The 19,381-nt window shown below is 64.5% G+C and carries 22 protein-coding genes; 11 read left to right on the top strand and 11 right to left on the bottom strand.

Annotation, left to right across the window (positions count from 1 at the left end; all coding sequences use genetic code 11):
- Positions 1 to 139 precede the first annotated feature (139 nt).
- Together P9272_RS09200 and P9272_RS09195 are read right to left on the bottom strand one after the other, a co-directional pair.
- Entirely contained in the window at positions 140 to 1,573 is a 1,434-nt protein-coding gene (locus P9272_RS09200; RefSeq protein WP_278160281.1) for an FAD-binding oxidoreductase, read from the bottom strand.
- A 77-nt stretch (positions 1,574 to 1,650) separates the two neighbouring features.
- On the bottom strand, positions 1,651 to 2,613 hold the full coding sequence (locus P9272_RS09195) for an L-threonylcarbamoyladenylate synthase (RefSeq protein ID WP_278160280.1): 963 nt from the start codon (positions 2,611 to 2,613) through the stop codon (positions 1,651 to 1,653).
- Positions 2,614 to 2,780: 167 nt separating this feature from the next.
- Here P9272_RS09195 and P9272_RS09190 point away from each other — a divergent pair, with 167 nt between their 5' ends.
- Positions 2,781 to 3,296, top strand: a complete 516-nt coding sequence (locus P9272_RS09190; protein WP_278160279.1) for a hypothetical protein — start codon at positions 2,781 to 2,783, stop codon at positions 3,294 to 3,296.
- Positions 3,297 to 3,397: 101 nt separating this feature from the next.
- Positions 3,398 to 3,667, top strand: a complete 270-nt coding sequence (locus P9272_RS09185) for a hypothetical protein (RefSeq protein ID WP_278160278.1) — start codon at positions 3,398 to 3,400, stop codon at positions 3,665 to 3,667.
- Between the two features lie 228 nt (positions 3,668 to 3,895).
- Here P9272_RS09185 and P9272_RS09180 read toward each other — a convergent pair whose 3' ends face one another.
- The 3 genes from P9272_RS09180 to P9272_RS09170 all read right to left on the bottom strand — a co-directional run bounded on the left by P9272_RS09180 (position 3,896) and on the right by P9272_RS09170 (position 7,538).
- Positions 3,896 to 4,270, bottom strand: a complete 375-nt coding sequence (locus P9272_RS09180) for an ATPase (protein WP_278160277.1) — start codon at positions 4,268 to 4,270, stop codon at positions 3,896 to 3,898.
- 220 nt (positions 4,271 to 4,490) lie between these two features.
- Positions 4,491 to 6,644, bottom strand: coding sequence for a glycine--tRNA ligase subunit beta (gene glyS / locus P9272_RS09175; protein WP_278160276.1), 2,154 nt, complete (start codon positions 6,642 to 6,644; stop codon positions 4,491 to 4,493).
- Positions 6,645 to 7,118: 474 nt separating this feature from the next.
- A complete protein-coding gene (locus tag P9272_RS09170; RefSeq protein ID WP_278160275.1) occupies positions 7,119 to 7,538 on the bottom strand; it encodes an ester cyclase in 420 nt (139 codons plus the stop codon).
- 145 nt (positions 7,539 to 7,683) lie between these two features.
- Between P9272_RS09170 and P9272_RS09165 the strand changes: the two genes are divergently transcribed.
- On the top strand, positions 7,684 to 8,118 hold the full coding sequence (locus tag P9272_RS09165) for a MarR family winged helix-turn-helix transcriptional regulator (protein WP_278160274.1): 435 nt from the start codon (positions 7,684 to 7,686) through the stop codon (positions 8,116 to 8,118).
- Between the two features lie 415 nt (positions 8,119 to 8,533).
- The gene (locus P9272_RS09160) at positions 8,534 to 8,710 is read left to right on the top strand and encodes a hypothetical protein (protein WP_278160273.1); all 177 of its coding nucleotides are present in this window, start codon (positions 8,534 to 8,536) and stop codon (positions 8,708 to 8,710) included.
- A gap of 2 nt (positions 8,711 to 8,712) precedes the next feature.
- Here P9272_RS09160 and P9272_RS09155 read toward each other — a convergent pair whose 3' ends face one another.
- Positions 8,713 to 9,636, bottom strand: a complete 924-nt coding sequence (locus tag P9272_RS09155; RefSeq protein ID WP_278160438.1) for a glycine--tRNA ligase subunit alpha — start codon at positions 9,634 to 9,636, stop codon at positions 8,713 to 8,715.
- Between the two features lie 193 nt (positions 9,637 to 9,829).
- Between P9272_RS09155 and P9272_RS09150 the strand changes: the two genes are divergently transcribed.
- Complete coding sequence (locus P9272_RS09150; protein WP_278160272.1) at positions 9,830 to 10,291, top strand: GNAT family N-acetyltransferase; 462 nt, start codon at positions 9,830 to 9,832, stop codon at positions 10,289 to 10,291.
- 50 nt (positions 10,292 to 10,341) lie between these two features.
- Here P9272_RS09150 and P9272_RS09145 read toward each other — a convergent pair whose 3' ends face one another.
- The 5 genes from P9272_RS09145 to P9272_RS09125 form a co-directional block, all read right to left on the bottom strand.
- A complete protein-coding gene (locus P9272_RS09145) occupies positions 10,342 to 12,117 on the bottom strand; it encodes a tetratricopeptide repeat protein (protein ID WP_128260994.1) in 1,776 nt (591 codons plus the stop codon).
- Positions 12,118 to 12,313: 196 nt separating this feature from the next.
- The gene (locus P9272_RS09140) at positions 12,314 to 12,730 is read right to left on the bottom strand and encodes a DUF1284 domain-containing protein (protein WP_278160271.1); all 417 of its coding nucleotides are present in this window, start codon (positions 12,728 to 12,730) and stop codon (positions 12,314 to 12,316) included.
- 33 nt (positions 12,731 to 12,763) lie between these two features.
- The gene (locus tag P9272_RS09135) at positions 12,764 to 13,354 is read right to left on the bottom strand and encodes a biotin transporter BioY (RefSeq protein ID WP_278160270.1); all 591 of its coding nucleotides are present in this window, start codon (positions 13,352 to 13,354) and stop codon (positions 12,764 to 12,766) included.
- A gap of 310 nt (positions 13,355 to 13,664) precedes the next feature.
- The gene (locus P9272_RS09130; RefSeq protein WP_278160269.1) at positions 13,665 to 14,330 is read right to left on the bottom strand and encodes a GntR family transcriptional regulator; all 666 of its coding nucleotides are present in this window, start codon (positions 14,328 to 14,330) and stop codon (positions 13,665 to 13,667) included.
- A 105-nt stretch (positions 14,331 to 14,435) separates the two neighbouring features.
- Positions 14,436 to 15,449 (bottom strand): polyprenyl synthetase family protein, encoded by a 1,014-nt coding sequence (locus tag P9272_RS09125; RefSeq protein WP_128261018.1) that lies wholly within the window; start codon positions 15,447 to 15,449, stop codon positions 14,436 to 14,438.
- 176 nt (positions 15,450 to 15,625) lie between these two features.
- On the opposite strand from P9272_RS09125, the gene P9272_RS09120 reads away from it, so the two are divergent.
- The 6 genes from P9272_RS09120 to moaB all read left to right on the top strand — a co-directional run bounded on the left by P9272_RS09120 (position 15,626) and on the right by moaB (position 19,370).
- Positions 15,626 to 15,850, top strand: a complete 225-nt coding sequence (locus P9272_RS09120; protein ID WP_040991013.1) for a DUF2007 domain-containing protein — start codon at positions 15,626 to 15,628, stop codon at positions 15,848 to 15,850.
- Positions 15,850 to 16,641, top strand: coding sequence for a methyltransferase (locus P9272_RS09115; RefSeq protein WP_278160268.1), 792 nt, complete (start codon positions 15,850 to 15,852; stop codon positions 16,639 to 16,641). The genes P9272_RS09120 and P9272_RS09115 overlap by 1 nt, the downstream gene beginning before the upstream one ends.
- A gap of 138 nt (positions 16,642 to 16,779) precedes the next feature.
- A complete protein-coding gene (locus P9272_RS09110) occupies positions 16,780 to 17,637 on the top strand; it encodes a S49 family peptidase (RefSeq protein ID WP_278160267.1) in 858 nt (285 codons plus the stop codon).
- A gap of 84 nt (positions 17,638 to 17,721) precedes the next feature.
- Positions 17,722 to 17,907 (top strand): membrane protein, encoded by a 186-nt coding sequence (locus P9272_RS09105; RefSeq protein WP_027164591.1) that lies wholly within the window; start codon positions 17,722 to 17,724, stop codon positions 17,905 to 17,907.
- 22 nt (positions 17,908 to 17,929) lie between these two features.
- Positions 17,930 to 18,826 carry a 4-(cytidine 5'-diphospho)-2-C-methyl-D-erythritol kinase gene (locus P9272_RS09100; RefSeq protein ID WP_278160437.1) on the top strand — a complete coding sequence of 299 codons (897 nt, stop codon included), beginning with the start codon at positions 17,930 to 17,932 and terminating at the stop codon, positions 18,824 to 18,826.
- A complete protein-coding gene (gene moaB / locus P9272_RS09095; RefSeq protein ID WP_278160266.1) occupies positions 18,813 to 19,370 on the top strand; it encodes a molybdenum cofactor biosynthesis protein B in 558 nt (185 codons plus the stop codon). Before P9272_RS09100 ends, moaB begins: the two co-directional genes overlap by 14 nt.
- Positions 19,371 to 19,381 lie beyond the last annotated feature (11 nt).

Below are 19,381 nucleotides of genomic sequence, written 5' to 3'. Positions count from 1 at the left end.
GGGCCGGTTTTCCCGGCCTCGTTATGGGAAGAAACATTAGCGCTGGCTTCTTACCGGCGCGCTTAAGAAAGTCGGTTAAATTTTGCTGATCGGAGCCGATGGTTATCGGAATGCGACCGGCCACCGGACATGGGAAGGATCAGATAACCTTACCGGGATTCATGATGCCGGCCGGATCGAAGGCGGCCTTCACGCGGCGCATCAGGTCGATGGCCATGGGCGGCGCCGTGGCGATGAGCTCGTCGCGCTTCAACTGGCCGATGCCGTGCTCGGCCGAGATCGAGCCGTGAAAGGAGCGCACGACATCATGCACGGCCTTGTTCATCGGGTGGTAGAGCTCAAGAAACGGCTCGTCCTGCAAATCCACCGGGCGCGAGATGTTGTAATGCAGGTTGCCGTCGCCCATATGGCCGAAGCAGACCACGCGCGCGCCGGGGCAGACGCCTTCCACCACGCCGGCCGCCTTTTCGATGAAGTCGGGGATCGAGGCGATCGGCACGGAGATGTCGTGCTTGATCGAGGCTCCCTCCGGCTTCTGGCAGTCGGGGAGCGTCTCGCGGAAATTCCAGAAAGCGTCGCCCTGGGCCAGGCTTGCCGACACCACCGCGTCGCCGACGATGCCTTGCTCGAGGCCGGCCGATAGGATCTCCTCGATCAGCGCCTTGCCGTCCTCTTCGGAACGGCCGGACGAAACCTGCATCAGCACATACCATGGCCAGTCGTCGGCCAGCGGCCGCGTGATGCCTTGCCCGTGTTTCAGCGTGAAATCGTATGGCCTTCTGGCGATCAGCTCGAAAGCGGTGAGCGAGGCCCCGGCCCTGTCCATCGCCAAAGTGAACAGCGAGAGCGCGTCTTTCGGGGACGATGGCAGGCCGGCAAAGGCGACCTCCCTGCCCTTCGGCTTCGGGAACAGTTTCAGCACCGCGGCGGTGATGACGCCGAGCGTGCCCTCGGCGCCGACGAACAGGTTCTTCAGATCGTAGCCGGTGTTGTCCTTCTTCAATTTGCGCAGGTCGTCGAAGATCTCGCCGGTCGGCAGCACCACCTCCACGCCGAGGCAGAGCTCGCGCGCATTGCCATAGGCAAGCACGCCCGTGCCACCGGCATTGGAGGAGAGATTGCCGCCGATCTGGCAGGAGCCTTGCGCGGCGAGCGACAGCGGAAACAGCCGGTCGGCGGCGTCGGCCGCCTCCTGCAGCGTTTGCAGGATGACGCCCGCTTCGGCCGTCACCGTATTCGACAGGACATCGATCTCGCGGATGCGGTTCAGCCGCGACAGGGACAGCACGATGTCGTGGCCGGATTTGTCCGGCACCTGCGCCCCGACCAATCCGGTATTGCCGCTCTGGGGCACGATCGGCGTGCCGGTCTCGGTCGCAAGCCGCATGATGCGGCTCACTTCCTCGACGCTGCCCGGCCTCAGAACCAGGGATGTGCGGCCGTGCCAAAGACCGCGCCGCTCGGTGATGAAAGGCGCGATGTCGGCCTGGTCGCGCAAGGCATATTTATCGCCGACGATCGCCGCGAAGCGGTCTATGACGGCGGGGTCGAGGTCGAGGGGCTGATCGTTCATGCGTCAGAACCTAGAGCAATTCGAGGAAAAGTGCGAAGCGGTTTCCGCCCGGAATTGCCCAAGACAAAGAGACAGGCTCAAGCGGTGTTGTCGCGTGGCGCGGCGGCGCGCGCGAGCCGGTCGTTGATCGCCTCGCCCAGCCCCTCGAAAGGGATCGGCTCGACGGCGATGGTCGCGGCACCGACGCGGTCGAGCGCCTGCATATAGGCGAAGAGGTTGGCGGCGGCCTCGCGCAGATCACCCGCTTCGGAAAGATTGCGCATCGCCACCGCGTCCTGCCAGCCTTCAGCTCGCTTGGGGCCAAAGGCTAGCAGCGCCTCGCCGCTCCCGATCCGTTGAATATTGAGCCGCATCGCGGCGCCCGGCGCGTAATGCGAGGCGAGCATGCCTGGCGCTTCGATGCCGCCGGCGCCACGCAGCAGTTTCGCGCCGGCCACCGCCTCGATCTCCTCGGCGCCGATGCCGCCGGGCCGCAGCAGCCGCAGTTTGCCATTTTCGACCTTGAGAATAGTCGATTCGAGGCCGACCGGCGTCGCGCCGCCATCGACGACCAGCTTGATCCTGTCGCCGAGATCGGCGGCGACCGCTTGCGCCGTCGTGCCGGAGATCCTGCCTGAGGAGTTCGCGCTGGGGGCGGCGAGCGGCCGGCCGAGCCGCGCGATCAGCTCGCCGCCAAATCCCCGCGGCATGCGCAAAGCGATCGTGTCCAGCCCCGCGGTGACCAGCGGATGGATGCCGTTGTCCGCGCGCTGCGGCAGCACCAGCGTCAGCGGGCCAGGCCAGAAGGCTTCCGCAAGCTTGGCCGACAGCGGGTTGAAGCCGGCGATACGGTCCGCCATCGCGCGATCGGCGACATGGGCGATCAGCGGGTTGAAGCGCGGCCGGCCCTTGGCCTCGAAAATACGCGCCACGGCGACGCCGTTCGTGGCATCGCCAGCCAGGCCGTAAACGGTCTCGGTCGGGATGGCGACGACGTCGCCGGCTTGAAGCAACGCCAAAGCCCGCTCAAGCGCCTCGCCAACCGCCAATATCTCAGCCAAATTTGCCACCAGTCTCAAACATGCCGTCCGTAGTACGGCGGCTTCCATCGGGCAAGGGTGCGCATTGGCGATTTATCAATCCCTAAAATGTTAAGTTTCCGCGCAAGCCGGCTTCAATTTGCCGGCCTTAAGGTGGGGCCGGTGGTTACCGGCTGGGGAGTTTTGTAATGCGTTTGCTTGGAGCGTTCGGTCTCAGCCTTTTGGCGATGAATGGCGTCGCGCATGGTTCGTCGATCGTCGTGCTTGGCGTCTCGACCTCGACGCCTTCGGTGGTCAGGCTGGACGCGATCGATCCGGCCAGACTATCGGCGGTCTCCACGCCATCAATGATCGCGCTTGGCGACCCCGTGCCCGCGGTCACCGACGAAAAGGTCGCGGCTATTCCCGAAAAGTCCGGGCATCAGCCGGCGCCGATGATCATCCGCGGCGGCGTTGTGGGCGGCGCCTTTGCAACGCCGGCGGCGACCGCGCCGGCCAAACCCGCAACACCAGCAACCGCGGCCACCACACCGGCAAACGGCACTTCGACGGCAACGCCGCCCAACGGCACGGCCTCCGTTTCGAAGGCCAACGGCAAGGCCGGCAGCCAGCCGACCGCGACAGCCAATGCGTCGGGCAGCGCGCAGCCACAGGTGCAGCCGAAAAATGCCCAGCCGCTGCCGCGCGTCGGCAAGGCGATGTAGATCGCACTCGATACCGCTTCGATGTGCTAGGCGCTTGGCCATGGCCGATTACCGTCGTCCGAATCGGGCACTATCGCGCTGGCGTTTCAATGCGGGGTTTCATGACTGTCTCGAAAGCAATGGCCGTTGCCGGGCTGGTGGCGGCAACAGTGCTGGGCGCGGGTTCGGCGCGGGCCGACGATATGCTCGGCTCCTACGTCGCACGGATTTCGGATCGCGACCATCGCGCCAGCGACGGCTATCCGTTGAGCAACGCGGCGCAGATGGTGCGGACCGCGCCAACTGGCACAAGTTCCATCGGCGCGACAGCGACGATCAGGGCGATCCCTGGTTCCGCAGCGACGGCTCGCGCGCCGACCTGCATCGCATGATAGAGCGCGGCGGCGCCATGAGCAACTCGACCCGGCGCGCCATCGTCGACGGCGAACCGTTGATCGAGGTCGATGTCTATTCCGACAGCGTGCGGGTCAGCATCGTGGAAGATTAAGGCGTCAATCTTCCTGATTGACGGGTCAATCTCCTGGAAGATTCACGAGCCTGACGAAAAGGGGCGGCGCGCGACGCGCCGCCCCATCGTTCTTCACACGACCGGAGACGGCTCAGGCCGCTTCCTCCTTGTCGTCATCGTCCGACTCGTCGGCGCGGTCTTCGTCCTCGTCGCCATCTTCATCCTCGTCGGACTCATCATCGCCAGAGGCCTTGGCTTCTTCGGCGGCGGCGTCGCCGTCTTCGTCTTCGTCGTCATCCTCGTCTTCCGATTCATCATCGGCCGAGGCAGTGGCATCCTCATCAGCGTCGTCTTCTTCGTCGTCGCTGTCTTCGTCCTCGCCGTCTTCCTCGTCGTCTTCGGACGGGTCGGTGGCTTCGACCGCCGCGGCGGCGGCGTGGTCAAGGAGGTTTTCGGACGCGGATTCGATGCCCTCGGCGGCGGCCGGGGTTTCTTCAATCAGATCGATATCGTCAACGGAATTCATGGCATGCCTCCGTGGTTTGGGAAGGTCTTTGTCTGATGCATGTCGTTGTCCCGGAACCGCTGCACACTTCCGGGCGACATGCATCGGTTCTCCCACGCGGAGGTCATCGTCATATGACTGTAAGCCGGCTCCGGCGTATTAAATTTCGGGCGCCGAAATGTCGAGGTATGCGCGCATCCTAGCGAATGCGGGCAAGTCGGAACGCCCTATTTTTGCACTATCAGCCGACGATTTTTGAAAAATCCGCGACCTGGTCGGTGGCGGCGCGGATGCGGGCAAGCAGCGCCAGACGGTTGGCGCGCACGGTCTGGTCCTCATCATTCACGAGAACGCCCTCAAAGAATGAATCAACCGGTTCGCGCAACACGCTAAGCGCCAGCATGGCGCCGGAAAAATCTTCGTTTTGAATTGCTTGGCCGGCTTCCTTCTCGGCCCGATTCACCGCGGCATAGAGCTTCTTTTCCGCGTCCTCGCGGAACAGAGCCGGCTCAACGGTCTCGGCGATAAGCGTTTTCTTCTTCTCCTCGGCGGCCAGGATGTTGGCGGCGCGCTTGGTGCCGGCGAGCAGATTCTTGCCCTCTTCGGTGTCGAGCAAGGAGCCCAGCGCCTCGACGCGGCGCACGATCTGGAGCAGATCGTCCGACTGCGGCGTGATGACGGCATCGATCAGATCGTACCGCGCACCCTGGTCGCGGAGATAGACCTTCAGGCGATCGTGGAAGAAGGCGAGGAGGTCGAACGACTGATCCGCGCCGCCTTTGAAGTTTGCAAAGACCTTGGCAAGAACAGACGTCAGCGCCAGACGAATGCGATTCTCTATGAGGATCCTCACCACGCCAAGAGCCGCCCTGCGCAGAGCAAACGGATCCTTGCTGCCCGTAGGCTTTTCGTCGATCGCCCAGAAGCCGGTCAACGTATCAAGCTTGTCGGCGAGCGCCACCGCTACCGAGACCGGATCGGTCGGCACGCGGTCGGACGGGCCTTGCGGCTTGTAGTGCTCCTCGGCGGCCGCGGCCACAGATGCATGCTCGCCCTGCAGCAGCGCGTATTTGCGGCCCATGGCGCCCTGCAATTCGGGGAACTCGCCGACCACCTCGGTCTGCAGATCGGCCTTGGCGAGCACGGCCGCGCGAGCGACCAAAGCGCTATCCGCGCCGACGATCGGGGCCAGTTCTTGCGCCAGCCGCTTGATGCGCTCCACGCGCTGCCCTTGCGTGCCAAGCTTGGCATGGAAGGTCACGTTGAGGTGGTCGAGCCGTGCCATGCGCTGGTCGAGCGGCTTCTTCATATCCAGGCCGAACTTTGCCGCCGATCCCCCAAGCTGGTCGAGGTCCGGCAGGTCGGCCTGGTCGGTCTTCCAGAAATAGAGCGCGTCGGACAGGCGCGCGCGCACCACCTTGCCGTTGCCATAGGCGATTTCCATGCCGCCATCGCTCGCCTCGATGTTGGCGACCAGGATAAAGCGGTTCGAGAGATCCTCGCCCGCGCCCTGCGGCCGGGTGACGAAGCATTTCTGGTTGGCGCGGATGGTGAGGCGGATCACCTCGCCCGGGATGGTGAGGAAATCCTGCTCGAACTCGCCCATCAGCACGACCGGCCATTCGACCAGCCCGGAGACCTCCTCCAGCAGGCCCTCGTCCTCGACCAGATCGAGTCCGTTGGCGAAGGCGATATTGCGGGCGTCGTGGAGGATGATCTCCTTGCGGCGGTCGGCATCGAGCACGACCTTGGCCGCTTCGAGCTTCGCCACATAGTCGTCGAAGCGGCGCACGGCGATCGGACCCGGCGCATGGAAGCGATGGCCATAGGTGACGTTGCGGGCGCGGATGCCGTCGATCTCGAAATCAACCACGACCGGCTCCTCGGTTTCAGGGCCGAAGGTGCAGACGATCGACTGCAGCGGCCGCACCCAGCGCAGCGAACCGGGTTTCGCCGAGGCCGGTCCCCAGCGCATCGATTTCGGCCAGGGGAAGCTTTTAATGATACCCGGCACCAGCTCGGCGATGATCTCTTGGGCCGCCCTGCCCGGCTTCGAGATGTGGGCGACGTAGAAGTCGCCCTTCTTCGGATCGGAATGGACATGCGCCTCGGCGATCGATGATAGGCCGGCCTTGCGCAGGAAGCCCTGCACGGCCTGCTCGGGCGCTGTGGTCGAGGGACCCTTGATCTCCTCGCGAATGTCCTTCGAGCGCGCGGTCAGGCCGCGGATGTCGAGCGCCAGCCGGCGCGGCGTCCAATATTCGCGCGCCGCCTCATAGGTCAGACCCGCTTCGACCAGACCGTCGGTCAGCATCTTCCTGAGGTCGCCGGCAGCCTTGCGCTGCATGCGGGCGGGAATCTCTTCCGAGCGGAGTTCTAGAAGCAAGTCGGGCATAGTTGGGCTCCCCACCCGCCCCTTGATGGGGAGGGTTGGCGCGAAGCGCCGGGGCGGGGTGGCGGCCTCTCAGCTGCCATTACCTTCGGCACCATCGCGCAATGCAGGTGTGATTTCCGTTCCTTCACCGCCGCATAAATCGGATCGTGCACGGAATCCAGTTCGTTTTTCTCGTGGTTCCAGAAGCAGGCCACGGATATGCGCGATTGCTTCGCGTTGATCCGCTCACGCTGGTCGGTATCAAGCGGCCGATCGGCGCTACCGCAGCTTTCCGATGCGGCCAAGGTGGGCGTGGTCGGGGGCGAAAAAGCCACCAGCGCTCCCCATCATGACATCGACCCATTGCCGTGCCAGAGGAGCAGGAGGCCCGTTCCGCACAGAATAACCCCCTCGAGGCGCTGCCATGGTCTCGGCCATCATCTGCCCCTTGATGAGCTTGTGCGTTCGACGATCTGGCAGCTTAGAGGGGTACCTCTATGCATTGTTCCCCCGGATAGCGGCCACGACAGCGGCCAGATTGTTCATGCCCCAATGTTCGGCGTAGCGGCCGTCACGAACGCGCACGATGTCGATGACGTCGATGGCGATCGGCGCATTCGTCGGACCGGCCCCCAGCAATCGTCCCGTCAGTATACCGGTGACAGACTTGCGCGTCGTCACCATGTCGCCCTCGGCGATTTGGTCCTCGATCCTGACGCGCAGTTCCGAAATCGCCGGTCGGAGTATGTTTTCGAAGGTGTTCCACATGCTTTCCGGCCCATTGGGCAACCCGGGCGGAGCCGCGTGATTGACGAAATCCGGGGCCATCAAATCGGCAAAGCTCTGTGCGCTGCCCTCTTCGATCACCTCTGCATTGAAGCGCCGGACGATCTCTTTCGGATCAGGATTTGGCATGATTTACCTCATAGAATAATACAGCTAAACTGTATATTTCTCCGGGCCGAGTTCCAATCACTTTCTATATATGCCGGATGGGTATTGCATCGGCCGCGTGCTGCAGCGAGGGGCTAGATCAGACAGGGAGAGGAAATCCGGTGACATGACGAATAACGCGAATTTCGAGCTTGCCGAGCGCCTGAGGGCGGCCATCGGTTCTTTTGTCAGGCGGACGCGCGAATGCGCCGGAACACCTTCGGATGCCAGGTCGGAGACGCTGGGCCTCCTGGATCGCAAGGGCCCGCTCAGCGCGGCGATGGTGGCGAAAGCGCGAGCTGTCACGCATCAGAGCGCGCGCAAGGTTCTGTCGGACATGGAAGTCGAGGGACTTGTTACCGGTGAACCCAGCCCCAGGGACGGGCGGGAGCGGCTGTATCGTCTTTCGGAGGACGGCATGGTTGAACTGAGGCAATCGCGATCCGCGCGGACGCGTTGGATTGCTATCCAGCTCGAGGACATTCTGGACAAGGATGACCGCGAAACGCTGGCAGCGGCGATTGTGCTGCTGGAGCGCATTGCGTCGTCCGGGTCGGGTTGATGACTGTGGATGTCAGCCGGGTCGGCAAGGAAACGAGTTGGCAACGGAAAACACGTTTCCGATCAGACACCGGGTTTTTTGCGATGGCATGATGACGAGCCGGACTCGGCCAAAGAAGGCGGCACAAGTCGGCCATTCCTGCCCGCGGGCCGATACCCGCTTCTGGCGCAATCCAGCCGAAATCGAGGCTCCCGCCGCTTCGCGGCTACCTCCCACTCCAAGCCGAGGCGCATAGCAACTCGGCTGGCCCCAGCCACCCCGGCAGCAGGTCGCCTCTCTGATCGCTTTCGCGGAATTTTCCGAGCCGCTGTCGGGACGGCGCGGCGCCGCCCGTCCTCGGTGCAGAACTTCCCATGAACCGAACGCTGCGCTGAAGCGACAAACGCTCAGGCAGCGACCTATTGGCTGAACGACGATGGAAAAGGCATCGAGAATCCTGCAGATCCTGGCCCTCAGCGCCTGCTTCACCGCGCAGGCGCATGGCGCGATCACAATGCCAGGGGTCAGACAGGCCATACGCACGATCGATGGCGTGGCGGCGCAGATCGTGTTGCCGGTCAACGCTGCGACCGACACCGCAGAGGCCGTATAGGCTTAAGCCGCCGCCAGCCCGCCAGCCCGGGTCTTCAGGAACGCCTCGCCGCACGCCTTGGCCAGGTTGCGCACGCGCAGGATATAGCTTTGCCGCTCGGTGACCGAGATCACGCCGCGCGCGTCGAGCAGGTTGAAGACGTGGCTTGCCTTGATGCACTGGTCGTAGGCCGGAAAGACCATGCGGTGCATCGGAAGATTGTCGCTCGGCTTGGGCGTGCCGGCATCGAGCAGCGCCTTGCACTCGGCTTCGGCGTCCTCGAAATGTCTCAGCAGCATCGCGGTGTTGGCGAATTCGAAATTGTGGCGCGAATATTCCTGCTCGGCCTGCAGGAAGACATCGCCATAGGTGACCTTCTCGGCGCCTTCGCGGCCGTTGAAATTCAGGTCGTAGACATTGTCGACGCCCTGCACATACATGGCGAGCCGCTCCAGCCCGTAGGTCAGCTCGCCCGCCACCGGAGCGCATTCGATGCCGCAGACCTGCTGGAAATAGGTGAACTGCGAGACTTCCATGCCGTCGCACCAGCACTCCCAGCCAAGGCCCCAGGCGCCAAGGGTGGGGCTTTCCCAATCGTCCTCGACGAAGCGGATGTCATGCAGCAGCGGATCGACGCCGATCGCCTTGAGTGAGCCGAGATAGAGCTCCTGCAGGTTCGGCGGATTGGGCTTCAGGATCACCTGGTACTGGTAATAATGCTGCAGGCGGTTGGGGTTCTCGCCATAGCGGCCGTCCTTCGGCCGGCGCGAGGGCTGGACGTAAGCGGCGTTCCAGCGCAGCGGACCCAGCGCGCGCAAAGTGGTAGCCGGATGGAAAGTGCCGGCGCCGACTTCCATGTCGTAGGGCTGCAGGATGAGGCAACCATAGTCCGCCCAGTAATTGTGCAAGGTCAGGATCAGCCCCTGGAAGGAGCGGCTGGGATGCATGTGGGCGGGGATCTCGATGGTCACGGCGGCCTCGGAAAGCGCAGGATGACGCTTCCCTAGTTGCCGAGCCGGCGAGCGTCAAGGCGGTGGCTCGCGTCCGGCAAGGCGGAAAGCTTTGCGGCAGGCTGGCCCATTGCCGTCGGGCGTGGGTCGCCGTTTGCTCCGTTCCACTTCCAACGACAAAGGTTTCGCGATGTCCGGTCAACTCACCGTCCGACCCGTCACAAGACAGGATTACGAGCAATGGCTGCCGCTGTGGGACGGCTACAACGCGTTCTACGGCCGCTCCGGCCCGACGGCGCTTGCCGGCGAGATCACGCAGATGACCTGGTCGCGTTTCTTCGACGCCTATGAGCCGATGCATGCGCTTGTGGCCGAGCGCGAGGGCAACCTGATCGGCCTCGTCCACTATCTCTACCATCGCTCGACGACGTCGATCGCGCCGAGCTGCTATTTGCAGGATCTCTTCGCCACGCAGGCCGCGCGCGGCCAGGGCGTCGGCCGGGCGCTGATCGAAGGCGTCTATGAGCGCGCCGGCCAAGCGGGCGCGAACCGCGTCTACTGGCTGACGCATGAGACGAACCACACGGCGATGCAGCTCTACGACAAGGTCGGCGAGAGGTCCGGGTTCGTCGTCTACAGAAAGATGTTCTGAAAATGCCGCGAGGCCCCGAAGGGCCTCGCCAGAAATCGATAGCGCAACGCTCAGCCCTTCGGCGCGGGCGTCGGGTCCGGTTTCACCTTCGGGGTTTCCTGCGCGGTGTTGGATTCGATCGGCGGCAGGCCCTTGAGCAGCTTCTGCTGCAGGGTGGCAAGCACATCCGGGTCCGGCTTCAGGTCGCGCGCCTGGGTCCACTGATAGGTGGCCTCGAGCTTGCGGCCGACGCGCCAGTAGGCGTCGCCGAGATGGTCGTTGAGGACCGGATCCTCCGGCTTCAGCGAGACGGCGCGCTCCATCTCGCGCACGGCGTCGTCGAAGCGGCCCATGCGGAAATACGCCCAGCCCAAGGAGTCGACGATGTAGCCATCGTTCGGCCGCAAATCCACGGCCTTCTGGATCATCGCCAGGCCTTCCTTGAGGTTCATGTTCATGTCGACCCAGGAATAGCCGAGATAGTTCATGACCTGCGGTTGATCGGGCTGCAGCTCCAGCGCCTTGCGGAAGTTCGGCTCTGCCTTCGGCCATTCCTTCAGCCGCTCATAGGCGATGCCGCGCTGGTAGAAGATGTTCCAGTTGGCGGCGGTCGGCGTCTTCAGCTGCTCGACGGCCTTGTCGTAAAGATTGGCGGCCGAACGGAAATCTTCCTTCGAGCCATAGACACCACCCAGCGCCAGATAGGCGCGCATGTCCTCTGGATGCTTGTCGAGATAGGCCTTGAGGTGGGAAATCGCCTCCTCATGCTTGTCCAGATCGGCAAGGTTGAGGCCGATCTGCAGGTCGGAGAGCTCCTTGAGCGGCGAGGATGCCGGAATGCGGCGGTAGAGCGCGACCGCGCCCTCGCCGTCCTTCATCTGCTCGGCGACGGCGGCAAGCTGCACAAGGGCAGCGTCGCTGTCCGGCTTCAGCGCCAGCGCGTATTGCAGGTAAAGCCGCACGAACGGCTCGCCGCCGCCGCGGTTGAGCGCGGTGGCAAGGTCGAGCAGGATTTCGGACGCGCCGTCGGCCGGGCTGGCGACCAGCGGCTCGATCTTGTCGCCCTTGGCGATGCGGTCGCGCAGCGTGGTGATCTCGAGCTTGCCCGGCGCGAAGGCTTCGGCCTGGTTCAACACCGCCTCAGCCTTCGATTTGTCGCCCTTGCGGGCGAGGAACGAGGCATAGGCCTGGGCATTGCGCATCCAAGTTTCGGGCGCGGAGCCACCGGCCGCGGTGTCGGCAAGCGTGGCGGCGTAGATCGCATCTGCCTTGTCGCTGAGGCCGGCGGCGTCAGCGATCAGCGCGCGGTGGAACGACTTGAACAGGCCGAACCAATCGGGGCCTTTCAGCTTGTCGATGGCATCCATGGCCTCCGACGCACTGCCCGCGCCCTGCTTGGCCCAGCCATCCATGACGCCGGAGAGCAGCCGGTCAAGGTCGGATTCGAGCGACAGCTTCAGCCAGTACTGCGCCTTGGCGTAGTCCTTCTTGTGGAAGGAATCGACCGCCAGCGCCAGGCGCGAGAAGCGCTCGACATCGGGCACTTCCTTCAGCTTGTCGGCATAGACCAGCGATTCCTCGAAACGGCCCTGCGAGACCAGTGCCAGCATCAGGCTCTGCTGCAGCTCCTTGTCGTTCGGCGCAAAGGCCAGAGCCTGCTTGTAATAGGCGATCGCGTCGTCGAGATCGTTGTCGCTCTCGGCGATATGGGCCGCAAGATAGGCGCCCGAGAAGGACGTGATCTGCAGCGGTTTCGCTTCTTCCTTGGCCTGGACCGGCAGCACCCAAAGCGCCACTCCCGTCAAAAATGCCAGCCTCTTCAGCCAGCGCGCACGTCCTTGCCGCATCGTATCCCTTTCAGCCAGATGCGATCCCGCCCTTGGAGGACCGCCCCACAGACTCGAACTTTTCCGGCCAAAGCATGGCCTTTTTGCGGTCAGGCTTCAATCGGCAAGCGAATCACAATCCAATCATGCCGCTTAAAGAAGGAAGCCAGTCAGGGAAAATATGCGGATCGGCGGCTGAATTTCGACAATAAGCAGTCTAAAGGCGTGTTTCGCGAAAACCGTCGGCCGCGACCGCGCCGCACAGCTCGAACCACTCGCAGCCTGGGCACGCCTTGCGCGTGAGGCCGGACGAAAACGCCTCGCGCATCCGCGCGAGGGTTGAGGGATCGAGCTCGAGACGGGCACCGGCCACGAGCGGCCGGCCGAGGAGATCGGCGACATCCTGCGCCGCGGCCTCATCCCGCCTTGCCGCGCTTTCACCCAGGCAGTGCGGCTCGCCCGCATTCAGCAGCGGGGCGCAGATGTCGTCCGAGCCCGAAACGATCAAAATATCCTCGCCGCCGGCCAAGCGCTCCACCACAACGTCATAGTTGGCGACAAACGCCGGCGAGTAGCCCTTGCCGACATAGGTCAGCAGGCAGAGCAGGTGATGGGCGCGCAGCCTGACGGTCATCTGGTGTCGGGTTCGGTCATCCGCCCCGGCGGCTTACCGGGGATCGCCCGGCCGGTTGCCCGAAAACAGCTTCAGCGTCGCCGCGCCCAGCGCCGACTTGAGCAGGCCGCCGACGATGAAGGGCAGGAAGCCGAAGGTGATGGCCTTCTCGGCATCGATCATGACGGCAAGCCAGGCGGTGCCCAGAACCAGGCAGAGCAGGTTGCCGCTGAGCATGGCGGCGAAGGCAAGCAGGACGCGGTTGCCGTTCCAGCCGCGCTCGGCCAACCAGCCGACGAGGGCGCCGACGACCGGGAAGGCGAAGAGGTAGCCGCCGGTCGGACCGACAAAATGCTGCACACCGGCGGCGCCGCCGGCCAGCACCGGAAACCCGGCAGCGCCTTCAACCAGCCAAGCGGCAATGGTGAGGGCGCCGAAGCGCCAGCCGTAAAGCGCGCCGACCAGCGTGACGGCGAAGGTCTGCATGGTCACCGGGACCGGCACCATCGGCACCTCGATGTAGGAGGACAGCGCCAGAAACAGCGTGCCGAGAACCACGGCGCCGATCTGCCAGGCGAGCGAACGGCTGTGCAGCCGCAGGGGGCTGAAGGAGGGCTTGTAGGTCGAAACGGTTGCGTTGGTCACGGTGTCTTCCCTAGTCTGTGTGAAATATAGATAATTTTGCGACTTCATCTATTATCGAATCCACATTTTCGCAGCGATGGCAAGCGCCTACCTTGGAGTTCGTGATTCCGGGGCAGAGCAAGGAGCGAAGCGACGCGAGCAGACCCTAGATCCATTTCGTTACATCGACGCTTTGCCTACGATGCAGAATTCTGCTCGGCCGCACTCTACGATCGCGGTAACGGCTTGGATCCTCGGGTCTCAGCGTCCGCTTCGCTGCCGGTCCGCCCGTGGATGACGAAGTTGAGAGGCCTCGGTTGATCGCCAATTGTCATCCGACGATGGCGAAGGCGTCGCGGGTCTTGCCGGAGGCGGTCTTGACCGGCTTCTGGCCGATCCATTGCACGTGGCGGCCGAGCGTCGCGGCGGCCGATTCGGTGTTGCCTTGCCGAAGCGCGCTCAGGATCGCGCGGTGGTCCTGGTCGGTGCGGGTTTCCCACTCCGAGCGCCAGGCCGCGAACAGGAAGCGGGCGCTCGCCGCGTGCAGGTCGTCGATGGCGGAGAGCAGACGCGGCATGTTGCAGGGCGCCAGGATCAGCCGGTGGAAAGTGCGATTGGCCTCTTCCCAGGAGCGCACATCACGGGATTTGTCGCCGGCCTTTGTCGCCTCCTCGGCCTGGTCGAGGATCGACGCCGTAAGATGAGGCGCGGCGTGGCGCAGCGCCAAGACTTCGAGCGCGGCGCGCATTTCGGCCACCTCCCTGACCTCGCCGAGATCGAAGGAGGCGACGCGCACGCCGCGCCTGGGCTCGCTGATCGCCAACCCTTGCGCCTCCAGGCGGCGAAACGCCTCGCGCACCGGGACATGGCTGGTGTTGAACTCCTCGGCGACATGGTCCTGGCGCAGCCGCGAGCCGGGCTCGATAACGCCCGAAATGATGCGGTCCGCCAGTTCCTTGCAGATGCGGACGGCGATCGTGTCTCCTGTGCTGGCCATATTTATAGATAATTTGCCGCGCCGCCCTTTGTCGAGACGGCCAAAGCGGGATTCACAGGCGCCCTGCCCGGCAGATGCCAGGCAGGCGCAGGGAGGCCAGCAGCCTCAGTTCACCCGGCTGATGCAGAAATCGATGACGTCGATCAATGCCGACTTTTGCGGCGTCGCTTCCAACGGCGCCAGGGCGTCGCGGGCGATCTCGCCGAAATGGCGGGCGCGGCCGATCGTATCGGCGATGGCGCCGTGGCGAGCCATCAGGCCGATCGCCTTTTCCAGCCCGGCATCGTCGGTGACGTTTTCCTCGATGGCGCGCTTCCAGAAGGTCCGCTCGGCCTTGGTGCCGCGCCGGTAGGCGAGGATCACCGGCAGCGTCACCTTGCCCTCGCGGAAATCGTCGCCGACATTCTTGCCGAGATCCTTGCTCGACCCACCGTAATCCAGCGCATCGTCGATGAGCTGGAAGGCAAGGCCGAGATTCATGCCATAGGAGCGAAGCGCGGCGCGATCGGTGCGCGAAGCCAGGGCGATCACCGGGCCGACTTCGGCGGCGGCCGAAAACAGCGCCGCGGTCTTGGCCTTGATGACAGCGAAATGCTCGTCCTCGGTGGTGTCGAGGTTCTTGGCGGCGGCAAGCTGCATCACCTCGCCCTCGGCGATGATGGAGGCGGCGGCCGACAGGATGTCCAGGGCTTCCAGCGAGCCGACCTCGACCATCATGCGGAAAGCCTGACCGAGCAGGAAATCGCCGACCAGAACGCTCGCCTGGTTGCCCCAGATCATGCGCGCCGTCTTCTTGCCGCGGCGCAGCGCGCTCTCGTCGACCACGTCGTCATGCAGGAGCGTGGCCGTATGCATGAACTCGACCGCGGTGGCCAGCTTGACATGGCCTTCGCCCGAATAGCCGAACATCTGCGCGGCGGCCAGCGTCAGCATGGGCCGGAGCCGCTTGCCGCCGGAAGAGATCAGGTGGTTGGCGATCTCCGGGATCATTTCGACGTCGGAGCCGGCCTTTGACAGGATCAACTCGTTGACCCGTCCCATGTCGGCGGCCGTCAGATCGATCAGATCCTTGATGGAAGCGGGTTCCCGCTTGCCTTCGATGTTGAGAACGACACCCACCACGACAACTCCCGTCTCTTCAACGCGCACGAGCAGCGCGCATCACGGCACCCTTAGTCCCGGCGCGACTCTAGGGCGGCACAACCGGGCACGGCAAGAGGCGAATTAGCGCGCTTTGCCGACGCTGTGTCCACCCGCACGTTTACACGAACGCCGCAACCTGCGATTTTCGTTCCATGATCGAGCTTGTCCGCACCAATGACGCCGTCGTGATCTCCTTTGTCGAATCGCTGATGCGCGACGCCGGCATCGCCTGTTTCGTCGCCGACCAGAATATGAGCGTGCTCGAAGGGTCGATCGGACTTTTGCAGAAGCGGGTCATGGTCGACGCCGACAAGGCCGACGTGGCGCGCCGTATCCTCAAGGATGCCGGCATCGAAAACGAGATCCGCCAGAAATAATGGCAGCGACAACAGCCCCAGATACGCCGGCGCACACGGTCGATGCCTTCCATCGCGGACGCTTCTGGCTGGTGCAGCCGAGCCAGGGCGGTCATCGCGCCGGCATGGACGCCATGATGCTGGCGGCCGCGGTGCCGGCCGGCTTTTCCGCGCGGCTCGCCGATTTCGGCGCCGGCGCCGGCGCTGCTGCCCTTGCCGTGCTGTCGCGCTGCCCGGCGGCACAGGCCGTGCTCGTCGAGCGCTCCGCCGAAATGGCAGGGTTCGCCGCCGCCACGCTTTCGCATCCCGGCAATGCGCATCTCGGCGACCGCGCATCGGTGCTGACAGCCGACGTGACGCTGACCGGCCGGGCCCGCGCTGAAGCCGGGCTCGCCGACAATTCCTTCGACTTCGTCATCATGAATCCGCCTTTCAACGCGGCGCAGGACCGCTCGACGCCCAACGCGCTGCGCCGGCAGGCGCATGTGGCGGAGGACGGGCTGTTCGAAAGCTGGATCAGGAGCGCCGCCGCCGTCGCCAGGCCGCGCGGCGGGCTGGCCGTCATCGCGCGGCCCGAACAGCTCGTCGCTATCCTCGATGCAATCGAAGGGCGCTTTGGCGATGCCGAATTGCTGTGCGTGCATCCGCGCCCGGATGCGGCGGCGATCCGCATTGTCGTCAGGGCGGTGCTCGGCGCGCGCGGGAAACTGTCGATCCGCCCGCCGCTCGCCTTGCACGGGCCATCCGGAAACGAGCCGAGCGAGCGGACGGAAATGATCAACAACGGCCTGGCATCGCTGTTCGGCGATTGATCCCAGGCGCGCGATGCGGCATTGCCGTTGGGCGGCGAATTCCTACATGGCAAAGCAAGATAACGTCGCGTCTGAGAGACATTACCGACTTAACCGATCCCATCTTGCTCCTTTGCATTCCACCGGAGAAACCCGTTCGTGAAACGCCTTTTCAACCGCCTGCTGCCGAAATCCTGGCGCTCGACAGTCGTCACCATTCCGGTCATCCGGCTGCAAGGCACCATCATGGCCGGCGGCGGTCAGTTCCGGCCGAGCCTGTCGCTCGCCTCGACAGCCGGCCTCATCGAAAAGGCGTTCGGCTTCGACGCGCCGGCGGTTGCCATCTCGATCAATTCGCCGGGCGGCTCGCCGGTCCAGTCGAGGCTGATCTTCAAGCGCATCCGCGACCTGGCGGCGGAAAAGAACAAGAAGGTGCTGGTCTTCGTCGAGGATGTCGCGGCTTCCGGCGGCTACATGATCGCGATCGCCGGCGACGAGATTTTCGCCGACCCGTCCTCGATCGTCGGCTCGATCGGCGTGGTCTCAGCCTCGTTCGGCTTCCCCGATTTGATGAAGAAGATCGGCGTCGAGCGGCGCGTCCACACAGCCGGGCAGAACAAGGCCGTGCTCGATCCTTTCAAGCCCGAGAAGAAGGAAGACGTCGAGCGGTTGAAGGCGCTGCAGCTCGAAGTGCACGAGACTTTCATCGACCTCGTCAAGGAGCGGCGCGGCAGCAAGCTCAAGGACGATCCCGACCTGTTCACCGGCCTGTTCTGGACCGCGAAGAGGGGCCTGGAGCTCGGTCTGGTCGATGCCCTGGGCGACATGCGCAGTGTGCTCAAGACCCGTTTCGGCGACAAGACGCAACTGAAGCTGATCACCGCGCCGCGGGGGCTGTTTGGCCGTTTCGGCCTGTTCGGCTCGCGCTTCTCGGCGCCCGATATCGCCGCCGCTGCCGCAAACGGCGTCCTCGATGCGGCGGAAGAGCGCGCGCTGTGGGCGCGCTTCGGGCTTTGAAAAAGCCATGATTGCGGATAGCATGATCGCTTGACCGAGCCCCTTCGGCCGGCCTTGCCGCGAGAACGCGGGAGGAGTTTGGAGATGCCGCAGATCATTTTCTTCGCTGTTGTCGGTGCCGCCGCTTACTTCGGCTACCGCGCTTTCGTGCGCGAGGCCGAGCGCGTGACGGCCAAGATCCGGCGCACCGAGAAGCAGGCGGCGAACGGTACAATGGGCACGCTGGTCAAGGATCCCAAGACCGGCGAATATCGCCTCGCCAAGGACTGATCCCATCTCGCCAGCAGCCGACATCCTAGAGCCCGGCACAGATGTCCGGACGTGGCTTGCGCCTGCCAAGATCAACCTGGCGCTGCATGTCACCGGACGGCGCGACGACGGTTATCATCTCGTCGACAGCCTTGCCGTCTTCACCCGCTTCGGCGACCGGCTCGAGATCGAGCCGGCGGAGCAGGATGAATTCTCGGTGTCCGGGCGCTATGCCGCCGGCCTGCCGCTCGACGACGGCAATCTGGTGGTCAAGGCGCGCGATGCCTTGCGCCGGGAAGCCGGCGCGCAACGAACGTCACCCGTCGCCATTCGGTTGGAGAAGAACCTGCCGGTCGCCTCGGGCGTGGGCGGCGGCTCCAGCGACGCAGCAGCCGCGCTCAACGCGCTGACGCGGCTCTGGAGGCTCGAGATCGACGACATCTCGTTGGCCCGGATCGGGCTTTCGCTCGGCGCCGACCTGCCGATGTGCCTGAAGTCGAAACCGCTGGTCGCGCGTGGCATCGGCGACGAGGTGTCGCCGCTCTCCGCGTTCCCGGCGCTTGGCCTCGTTCTGGTCAATCCGGGCACCGCCGTCTCGACGCCAGACGTGTTCAAGGCGCTCTCGCGTCGCGACAACGCGGCGCTGCCGCCGCTCCCAAGGCGCCTCGACTTCCACGCCATCCGCAACTGGCTGGAGACGACCCGCAACGATCTCGAACCTGCCGCCCATTCCATCCAGCCGGCGATCGGCGAGGCGCTCAGGGCGCTCAAACGCGCCGACGCCGCCTTCGCACGAATGTCCGGTTCGGGTGCCACCTGCTTCGGCCTTTTCGAGACGGGCAATGTCGCCAAGCGCGCCGCGATCGAGATCCGCGCGCGCCACCCTGACTGGTTCGTGGCCGCCACGCGCAGCATGGAGGTGAGCGATGGCGAAGCTTGACCAGAACCGGCCCTTCATTCCGGTGCGCATCGCGGTGCTGACCGTCTCCGACACGCGCAGCCTCGCCGACGACAAATCCGGCCAGACGCTGGCCGACCGCATCGCGGAAGCCGGCCACACGCTTGCCGCGCGCGACATCGTCACCGACGATCGCGAGAAGATCCGCGACAAGGTTCTCGGCTGGTCGAAGGATGGAAATATCGACGTCGTCATCACCACCGGCGGCACCGGTTTCACCGGCCGCGACGTGACGCCGGAGGCGCTGGAGCCGATCTTCGAAAAGCGCATGGACGGCTTTTCCGAAGTCTTCCACCGCATTTCCTACGACAAGATCGGCACCTCGACGATCCAGAGCCGGGCAACCGGCGGCGTCGTCAACGCCACCTTCGTCTTCGTGCTGCCGGGCTCGCCCGGCGCCTGCAAGGACGCCTGGGACGGCATCATCAAGGCGCAGCTCGACTACCGGCACATGCCCTGCAATTTCGTGGAAATCATGCCGCGGCTGGACGAGCATCTTCGGCGCGGCGGCAAGCCCATTTCGTAAAGAGGTCGCCC

The sequence above is a fragment of the Mesorhizobium sp. WSM4976 genome (assembly GCF_029625685.1).
Classification (GTDB): Bacteria; Pseudomonadota; Alphaproteobacteria; order Rhizobiales; family Rhizobiaceae; genus Mesorhizobium.
This window is presented reverse-complemented; position numbering and strand designations above follow the sequence as displayed.